Annotated in this window: 2 protein-coding genes; both read right to left on the bottom strand. The window is 66.1% G+C overall.

Annotated elements, in window-relative coordinates; genetic code table 11:
• Positions 1 to 1025: 2-oxoacid:ferredoxin oxidoreductase subunit beta (locus H1A17_RS33895; RefSeq protein WP_194823798.1), on the bottom strand; the 1025-nt coding region annotated here is incomplete at its 3' end.
• The coding region (locus H1A17_RS33890) for a 2-oxoacid:acceptor oxidoreductase subunit alpha (RefSeq protein ID WP_228544749.1) at positions 1018 to 2850 on the bottom strand (1833 nt) is incomplete at its 5' end. The genes H1A17_RS33895 and H1A17_RS33890, both read right to left, overlap by 8 nt.

Here is a 2850-nt window from a genome sequence, read left to right as displayed (position 1 = left end):
GTCCAGGTGTCGCCGGTGTGGAGGAGGGTGGTGAGTTGTTGTTCGGGGGTGTCGGTGGTGGTGTTTTTGGCGGTGGTGATTTGGTGTTGGACGAGGGTGTCGTAGGTGGGGCGTTGGGTTTGGCGGAGGATGCCGATGGGGGTGTTGCGGAGGTCGGGTTGGGTGAGGCGGGTGAGGGCGAAGGCGTAGGCGGGGTCGGTGATGGTGGTGTCGTGGGTGATGATGTTTTCGGGTGGGGTGGTGGCGGTGTCGCGGATTTCGAGGCCGTATCCGTGGGGTGGGTGGACGACGCAGTGTTGTCCGTCGCGGCCGAAGGTGATGGGTTGGCCGTGTTCGAGGCGGATGAGGTGGTCGTCGCGGGTGTCGGGTTGTTTGAGTGGGTCGAAGGCGCCGTCGTTGAAGATGTTGCAGTTTTGGTAGATCTCGACGAAGGCGGCGCCGTGGTGTTCGGCGGCGGCGCGGAGGACGGTTTGGAGGTGTTTGCGGTCGGAGTCGATGGTGCGGGCGACGAAGGTGGCTTCGGCTCCGAGGGCGAGGGAGAGGGGGTTGAAGGGGGCGTCGGCGGAGCCGGCGGGGGTGGATTTGGTGATTTTGCCGGTTTCGCTGGTGGGGGAGTACTGGCCTTTGGTGAGGCCGTAGATGCGGTTGTTGAACAGCAGGATGGTGATGTTGACGTTGCGGCGTAGGGCGTGGATGAGGTGGTTGCCGCCGATGGACAGGGCGTCGCCGTCGCCGGTGACGACCCAGACGGACAGGTCGGGGCGGGTGACGGACAGTCCGGTGGCGATGGCGGGGGCGCGGCCGTGGATGGAGTGCATCCCGTAGGTGTTCATGTAGTAGGGGAAGCGGGATGAGCAGCCGATGCCGGAGATGAAGACGGTGTTGGCGCGGGGGATGTTCAGTTCGGGCATGAATTGTTGGACGGCGGCGAGGATGGCGTAGTCGCCGCAGCCGGGGCACCAGCGGACTTCCTGGTCGGATTTGAAGTCTTTGGTGGTGAGTTTCACGGCGACGGGTTCAGGCATTTTTGCAGACCTCTTCCAGCATCGTCTCCAGTTCGGCGGCGGTGAAGGGTAGGCCGCGGACCTGGTTGTAGGTGATCGCGTCGATCAGGTAGCGGGCGCGGATGATCTGGGCGAGTTGGCCGAGGTTCATCTCGGGGATGACGACGCGGTCGTAGGTGGCCAGGACGTCGCCGAGGTTGGCGGGGAGGGGGTTGAGGTGACGCAGGTGGGCCTGGGCGATGGGTTGGCCGCGGTGGCGCAGGGTGCGGCAGGCGGCGCCGATCGGGCCGTAGGTGGAGCCCCAGCCGAGGACGAGGGTCCGGGCGGTGCCGTCGGGGTCGTCGACGTCGAGGTCGGGCACGTCGATGGCGTCGATGCGGGCGGCGCGGGTGCGGACCATGTAGTCGTGGTTGGTGGGGTCGTAGGAGATGTCGCCGGTCTTGTCGGCTTTCTCCAGGCCGCCGATGCGGTGTTCCAGGCCGGGGGTGCCCGGGACGGCCCAGGGGCGGGCCAGGGTGTCCGGGTCGCGTAGGTAGGGCAGGAACGTGACGCCGTCGTCGTGGTTGGGGGCGGTGGCGAAGGCCACCCGCAGGTCGGGCAGGTCGTGCACGTCGGGTAGGAGCCAGGGTTCGGAGCCGTTGGCGACGTAGTTGTCCGACAGCAGGATCACCGGGGTGCGGTAGGTGACCGCGATCCGGGCGGCTTCCAGCGCGGCGTGGAAACAGTCCGACGGTGACTTCGCGGCGATCACCGCGACGGGGGCTTCGCCGTGCCGGCCGTTCAGGGCCATGTTCAGGTCCGCCTGCTCGGTTTTCGTGGGCAGGCCCGTGGACGGGCCGGCGCGTTGCACGTCCACGATCACCAGCGGCAACTCCAGGGCGACGGCCAGGGAGATCGTCTCGGACTTCAACGCGACCCCGGGGCCGCTGGTCGTGGTCACGCCGAGAGCGCCGCCGTAGGAGGCGCCCAGAGCGGCGCCGACCGCCGCGATCTCGTCCTCGGCCTGCATCGTGACCACACCGAGTTTCTTGTGTTTCGACAACTCGTGCAGGATGTCCGACGCCGGGGTGATCGGATACGCGCCGAGGAACACCGGCAGACCCGACCGCACCCCCGCCGCGACCAGACCCAACGACAGAGCGGCGTTACCGGTGATGTTGCGGTAGGTGCCCGGCACCATCTTCGCGGGTTTCACCTCATACCGCACCGAGAACGAGTCGGTGGTCTCGCCGTAGTTCCAGCCCGCCTTGAACGCCGCGACGTTCGCCGCGACCAGATCCGGCCGCTTGGCGAACTTCCGCTCCAGAAACCGCAACGTCGAGGTGTACGGGCGGGAGTACATCCACGACAACAACCCCAACGCGAACATGTTCTTCGCCCGCTCGGCGTCCTTCTTCGACACCGACAACTCCGCCAACGCCCCCACCGTCATCGACGTCAACGCCACCGGATGCACCACGAACCCATCCAGAGTGTCGTCCTCCAACGGACTCACCGCGTACCCGACCTTCACCAGATTCCGCTTCGTGAACTCATCGGTGTTCACGATGATGTCCGCACCCCGACGCAGATCAGCCAGATTCGCCTTCAACGCCGCCGGATTCATCGCCACCAACACATTCGGCGCGTCACCCGGCGTCAGAATGTCGTAATCCGCGAAATGCACCTGGAAACTCGACACCCCCGGCAACGTCCCCGCAGGCGCCCGAATCTCCGCCGGGAAATTCGGCAACGTCGAAATATCATTACCCAACTGCGCCGTCTCCGAGGTGAACCTGTCCCCCGTCAACTGCATCCCATCACCCGAGTCACCCGCAAACCGGATCACCACCCGGTCCAACTGACG

This window comes from Micromonospora sp. S-DT3-3-22 (assembly GCF_015354745.1).
Taxonomy (GTDB): Bacteria; Actinomycetota; Actinomycetes; order Mycobacteriales; family Micromonosporaceae; genus Micromonospora; species Micromonospora wenchangensis.
This window is presented reverse-complemented; position numbering and strand designations above follow the sequence as displayed.